A 5,678-nucleotide genomic window follows, 5' to 3' on the forward strand; every position below is an offset into this window, starting at 1 on the left:
GCACTCGCGTAAACTGCCAGCCTTCGCGCAGCCTCGGGCTGCCCCTGTCGATTTACCAAAGGTGCCCGCCATGCCTTGGCTGCAAGTACGCCTGGCCATCAGCCCGGAACAAGCCGAAACCTACGAAGACGCCCTGCTCGAAGTCGGCGCCGTCTCGGTCACGTTCATGGATGCCGAAGACCAGCCGATCTTCGAACCCGACCTCAACACCACCCCGCTGTGGTCGCACACCCACTTGCTGGCCCTGTTCGAAGCGCACGCCCAGCCTGAAGCGGTGTTTGCCCACCTGCGCCTGCTGACCAACGCCGAACTGCCCGAGCACCACGCCGAGGTGATCGAGGACCAGGACTGGGAACGCAGCTGGATGGACAACTTCCAGCCGATGCGTTTCGGCCAGCGCCTGTGGATCGTGCCGAGCTGGCACGAGGCGCCGGAAAAGGACGCGGTCAACCTGCTGCTCGACCCGGGCCTGGCCTTTGGCACCGGCACCCACCCGACCACCGCCTTGTGCCTGGAATGGCTCGACGCCCAGCAGATGCAAGGCACCCAGGTGCTCGACTTCGGCTGCGGCTCGGGCATCCTGGCCATCGCCGCGCTGCTGCTCGGCGCCCGTGAGGCGGTCGGTACCGACATCGACGTGCAGGCCCTGGAAGCTTCGCGCGACAACGCCCAGCGCAACGGCATCAGCGATGACAAGTTCGCCCTGTACCTGCCCGAGCAGATGCCGGCCATGCAGGCCGACGTGCTGGTCGCCAACATCCTCGCAGGGCCGCTGGTCTCGCTGGCGCCGCAACTGTCCGGGCTGGTTCGCCCAGGCGGCTTGCTGGCGCTGTCGGGCATCCTCGCCGAACAGGGTGAGGAAGTGGCCGCCGCCTACGCCGCCGACTTCGAGCTGGACCCGATCGTCGTGCGCGACGGCTGGGTGCGCATCAGTGGTCGCCGCCGCTAAGCGGGCCTAGACTTAACCTCTGCACAGCCCCCCGGATCGCCGCATGACCGACAGTTTCGTCACCCAGTGCCCGCATTGCCAGACCAGCTTTCGCGTCACTCACCACCAGCTGAGCGTAGCGCGCGGCGTGGTGCGCTGCGGGCATTGCCTGCAGGTGTTCAATGCGGCGAAGCAGTTGCTCGAGCAGACCCGCGCCAAGGCCGGCAGCGAGCCTGCTGCAGCGCCTGCGCCAGCAGCGCTGGTCGAGCCCGTGGCGGCGCCGGCGCCGGAGCCGGCCCCTGTCGTGCGCCCGCCGGTCGAACCCGAGGATTGGGCCGCCACCGCGCAAGCACTGGACGAACTCGACCTGGACCAGGAACTGGCCCGTCTGGAGCGCCGCAGCAAGCCTGAGGAACCGCGCCCTGCCGCACCCTCGCAGGCCTTGCAGGCGCGGCGCGACGAGCCGGTCGGCGACGAGGATGACGATGCGCTGTTCGGCACCGCCACCGACGAGCACCCGGACACCCCAGCCCATCACGAGCCCGCCCCGGTATTGCTGGAGCAGGAGCCACTGGACCTGGAGCCGGCCCCCGGTGATCGCACCGAGCCGACCCTGGGCACCAACCTGGACCTGGACCTCGAAGACGAGCGTGCCGCGCCTGCCGAACCCGAGCGTTTCGACGAGCCGCATGCCAGCGACGACGATGACGTCATCCATGCAAAAGGCCTGAGCGCCCGGGATGACGACGAAATGGACATCCATCTGTCGGCGCGCGATGACGAGCCTGTCGAGCCGCTGCCCGGCGAGCGCCTGGAGCCTGGCTTTGCCGCCAAGGCCGAGCGCCCGTCGCGCAAGGAACCGCTGGTCGACGTGGTCGACGACCCGCTGCAGCTGGGCTGGGAAAAACCCAAGCCCAACTGGGGCAAGCGCCTGCTGTGGGGCGTGCTGACCCTGCTGGCCGCAGGCCTTTTGGCGTTCCAGTACGTGTGGTTCCACTTCGACGAAATGGCCCGCCAGGACCAGTACCGGCCGATCTTCCAGCAACTGTGCCCGATGTTGGGCTGCCAGGTGCCGACCCGCGTCGATATCGCACGCATCAAGAGCAGCAACCTGGTGGTACGCAGCCACCCGGACTTCAAGGGCGCGCTGATCGTCGACGCGATCATCTACAACCGTGCCCCGTTCGCCCAGCCGTTCCCGCTGCTGGAGCTGCGTTTCGCCGACCTCAACGGCCAGCTCATCGCCAGCCGTCGCTTCAAACCCAGCGAATACCTCTCCGGTGAGTTGGCCGGGCGTGGCGAAATGCCCAGCCAGACGCCGATCCACATCGCCCTGGACATCCTCGACCCGGGCCCCAAGGCCGTGAACTACAGCCTCAGCTTCCGCTCCCCCGAATAACCAGTGCCCCGCAGCCTGCCCTGCGGAGGCCTGCAAAGGCGCTCGGTTTGCGTTAAGGCATAAGCCGACAACTGTTCAGAATTTATCCAAATCCATCTTTATCCGGTCACCGAGAGCGGGTATCATGCCAACCCTTTTTCGACTCCAATGATTCGGCCCCACAACAGGGAACACCTATGTCGGCGGTACGCATCGGCCCATACACACTACGCAACAACCTGATCCTCGCGCCCATGGCCGGGGTCACGGACCAGCCTTTCCGTACACTTTGCCAGCGCCTGGGCGCGGGCATGGTGGTGTCGGAGATGGTCAGCAGCGACATGAGCCTGTGGAACAGCCGCAAGTCGAGCCTGCGCCGCATCCACGAAGGTGATCCCGAGCCACGCTCGGTACAGATCGCCGGTGGCGATGCGCAGATGATGGCGGCGGCGGCCCGGGCCAACGTCGAGGCGGGTGCCCAGATCATCGATATCAACATGGGCTGCCCGGCAAAAAAAGTCTGCAACAAAGCTGCAGGCTCTGCTTTATTGAGAGATGAAGCTTTGGTCAGCGAGATCCTCCACGCCGTGGTCGGTGCGGTGGACGTCCCGGTGACCCTGAAGATTCGTACCGGTTGGGACCGGGCGAACAAGAACGGCCTGAACGTGGCGAAGCTCGCCGAACAGGCTGGCATCCAGGCGCTGGCGGTGCATGGCCGCACACGCGCCGACCTGTACACCGGCGAAGCCGAATACGACACCATCGCTGCCATCAAGCAGGCGGTGTCCATCCCGGTTTTTGCCAACGGCGATATCACTTCGCCAGAAAAGGCCCGGGCGGTGCTGGACGCCACCGGGGTCGACGGTCTGCTGATTGGCCGGGCCGCCCAAGGGCGCCCCTGGATCTTTCGCGAGATCGCGCATTACCTGGCGACCGGCGAGCACCTGCCTGCCGCCAAGCTGGACGAAGTGGAACGAATCCTGCTGGAGCACCTGGCTGCGCTGCACGCCTTCTATGGCGATGTGATGGGCGTTCGTATCGCCCGCAAGCACGTTGGCTGGTACCTGGCAACACGACCCGGCGGCAAGGAGTTTCGCTCCCGGTTCAACGCTTTGGAAGACACACAAGCGCAGTGCGCCAACGTTCGCGAGTACTTCAGCGAACGTCGACAGAGCCTTGAGACAGAGGACGAACAAGGGGTGGCCGCATGACGATGATGACCGAGACATTAGTGAGTGGAACAACGCCCGTGAGCGACAACGCCAACCTCAAACAGCACCTCAACACGCCGAGCGAAGAGGGCCAGACCCTTCGCGACAGCGTCGAGAAGGCGCTGCACAACTACTTCGCACACCTGGAAGGCGCAACCGTCACTGACGTGTACAACCTGGTGCTCTCCGAAGTCGAGGCGCCCCTGCTCGAGAGCGTGATGAATTACGTCAAGGGCAACCAGACCAAGGCCAGCGAGATGCTCGGGCTCAACCGAGGCACCCTGCGCAAGAAGCTCAAGCAGTACGACTTGCTGTAAGCCAGAATCCCAATCAGAAAAGGCGGCTCCCTGAACAGAGGCGCCTTTTTTGCTGACTCCACCGCGTTATTGGAATCCGAAATGACCGACCAGACTACCCGCCTGCCAGTCCGCCGCGCCCTGATCAGCGTCTCCGACAAGACCGGTATCCTCGAATTCGCTCGTGAGCTGCAACAGCTCGGTGTCGAGATCCTGTCCACCGGCGGCACCTACAAGCTGCTCAAGGACAACGGCGTGAACGCGGTGGAAGTGGCCGACTACACTGGCTTCGCCGAAATGATGGATGGCCGGGTCAAGACCCTGCACCCGAAGATCCACGGCGGCATCCTCGGCCGTCGCGGCGTCGACGACGCCATCATGAACGAGCACGGCATCAAGCCGATCGACCTGGTCGCCGTCAACCTGTACCCGTTCGAAGCCACCATCGCCAAGCCTGGCTGTGACCTGCCGACCGCCATCGAGAACATCGACATCGGCGGCCCGACCATGGTCCGTTCGGCAGCCAAGAACCACAAGGACGTGGCCATCGTGGTCAACGCCAGCGACTACGCCAGCGTCCTCGAAGGCCTCAAGGCCGGTGGCCTGACCTACGCCCAGCGCTTCGACCTGATGCTCAAGGCGTTCGAGCACACCGCCGCCTACGACGGCATGATCGCCAACTACATGGGCACCATCGACCAGGCCAAGGACACGCTGTCCACCGAAGCGCGCAGCGAATTCCCGCGCACCTTCAACAGCCAGTTCGTCAAGGCCCAGGAAATGCGCTACGGCGAGAACCCGCACCAGAGCGCGGCGTTCTACGTTGAAGCGAAAAAAGGCGAGGCCAGCGTTTCCACTGCCATCCAGCTGCAGGGCAAGGAGCTGTCGTTCAACAACGTGGCCGACACCGACGCCGCGCTGGAGTGCGTGAAGAGCTTCGTCAAGCCGGCCTGCGTCATCGTCAAGCACGCCAACCCTTGCGGCGTGGCCGTGGTACCTGAAGACGAAGGCGGCATCCGCAAGGCCTACGACCTGGCCTACGCCACCGACACCGAGTCGGCGTTCGGCGGCATCATCGCCTTCAACCGCGAGCTGGACGGCGAAACCGCCAAGGCCATCGTCGAGCGCCAGTTCGTCGAAGTGATCATCGCCCCGAAAATCTCCCAGGCTGCCCGCGACGTGGTCGCGGCCAAGCAGAACGTGCGCCTGCTCGAGTGCGGCGAGTGGCCTGCCGAGCGTGCTGCCGGTTGGGACTTCAAGCGCGTCAACGGTGGCCTGCTGGTGCAGAGCCGCGACAACGGCATGATCACTGCCGAAGATTTGAAGATCGTCACCAAGCGTGCACCGACCGAGCAAGAGATCCACGACCTGGTGTTCGCCTGGAAAGTGGCCAAGTTCGTCAAGTCCAACGCCATCGTCTACGCCAAGCAGCGCCAGACCATCGGCGTCGGCGCCGGCCAGATGAGCCGCGTCAACTCCGCCCGCATCGCTGCCATCAAGGCCGAGCATGCTGGCCTGCAGGTGCAGGGCGCGGTGATGGCTTCGGATGCGTTCTTCCCGTTCCGTGATGGCATCGACAATGCGGCTAAAGTGGGTATCAGCGCCGTGATCCAGCCGGGTGGTTCGATGCGTGATGCTGAAGTCATCGCCGCTGCCGACGAAGCCGGTATCGCGATGGTGTTCACCGGCATGCGCCACTTCCGCCACTAATTAAGCGGATCTCGAGGCGAGCCGCGATCCTGTGGGAGCGGGCTTGCCCGCGAATACGATGGTGCATTCACCGCCGCATTCGCGGGCAAGCCCGCTCCCACAAGGCCCGCCGCCAGCCTCGGGACCACCTGAATCGAGGTTTTGACATGAAAGTT

The 5,678-nt window shown here is 64.7% G+C and carries 5 protein-coding genes; all 5 read left to right on the top strand.

The genetic code is table 11. The features are described from left to right. Nucleotides 1–70: 70 nt before the first annotated feature. Nucleotides 71–949: a 50S ribosomal protein L11 methyltransferase gene (gene prmA / locus B3E94_RS17530; protein ID WP_286914466.1), complete on the top strand. Its 879-nt coding sequence runs from the start codon at nucleotides 71–73 to the stop codon at nucleotides 947–949. Between the two features lie 43 nt (nucleotides 950–992). Continuing rightward, nucleotides 993–2,327: a DUF3426 domain-containing protein gene (locus tag B3E94_RS17535; protein ID WP_286914467.1), complete on the top strand. Its 1,335-nt coding sequence runs from the start codon at nucleotides 993–995 to the stop codon at nucleotides 2,325–2,327. Between the two features lie 176 nt (nucleotides 2,328–2,503). Next, nucleotides 2,504–3,517 carry a tRNA dihydrouridine synthase DusB gene (gene dusB / locus B3E94_RS17540; protein WP_176518065.1) on the top strand — a complete coding sequence of 338 codons (1,014 nt, stop codon included), beginning with the start codon at nucleotides 2,504–2,506 and terminating at the stop codon, nucleotides 3,515–3,517. Beyond that, nucleotides 3,514–3,834: a DNA-binding transcriptional regulator Fis gene (fis, locus tag B3E94_RS17545; protein WP_008093076.1), complete on the top strand. Its 321-nt coding sequence runs from the start codon at nucleotides 3,514–3,516 to the stop codon at nucleotides 3,832–3,834. The genes dusB and fis overlap by 4 nt, the downstream gene beginning before the upstream one ends. Before the next feature lie 81 nt (nucleotides 3,835–3,915). Continuing rightward, complete coding sequence (purH, locus tag B3E94_RS17550) at nucleotides 3,916–5,523, top strand: bifunctional phosphoribosylaminoimidazolecarboxamide formyltransferase/IMP cyclohydrolase (protein ID WP_012316411.1); 1,608 nt, start codon at nucleotides 3,916–3,918, stop codon at nucleotides 5,521–5,523. Nucleotides 5,524–5,678 lie beyond the last annotated feature (155 nt).

Source organism: Pseudomonas sp. UBA6315 (assembly GCF_002438125.1).
In the GTDB taxonomy this organism is placed as follows: domain Bacteria; phylum Pseudomonadota; class Gammaproteobacteria; order Pseudomonadales; family Pseudomonadaceae; genus Aquipseudomonas; species Aquipseudomonas faucium.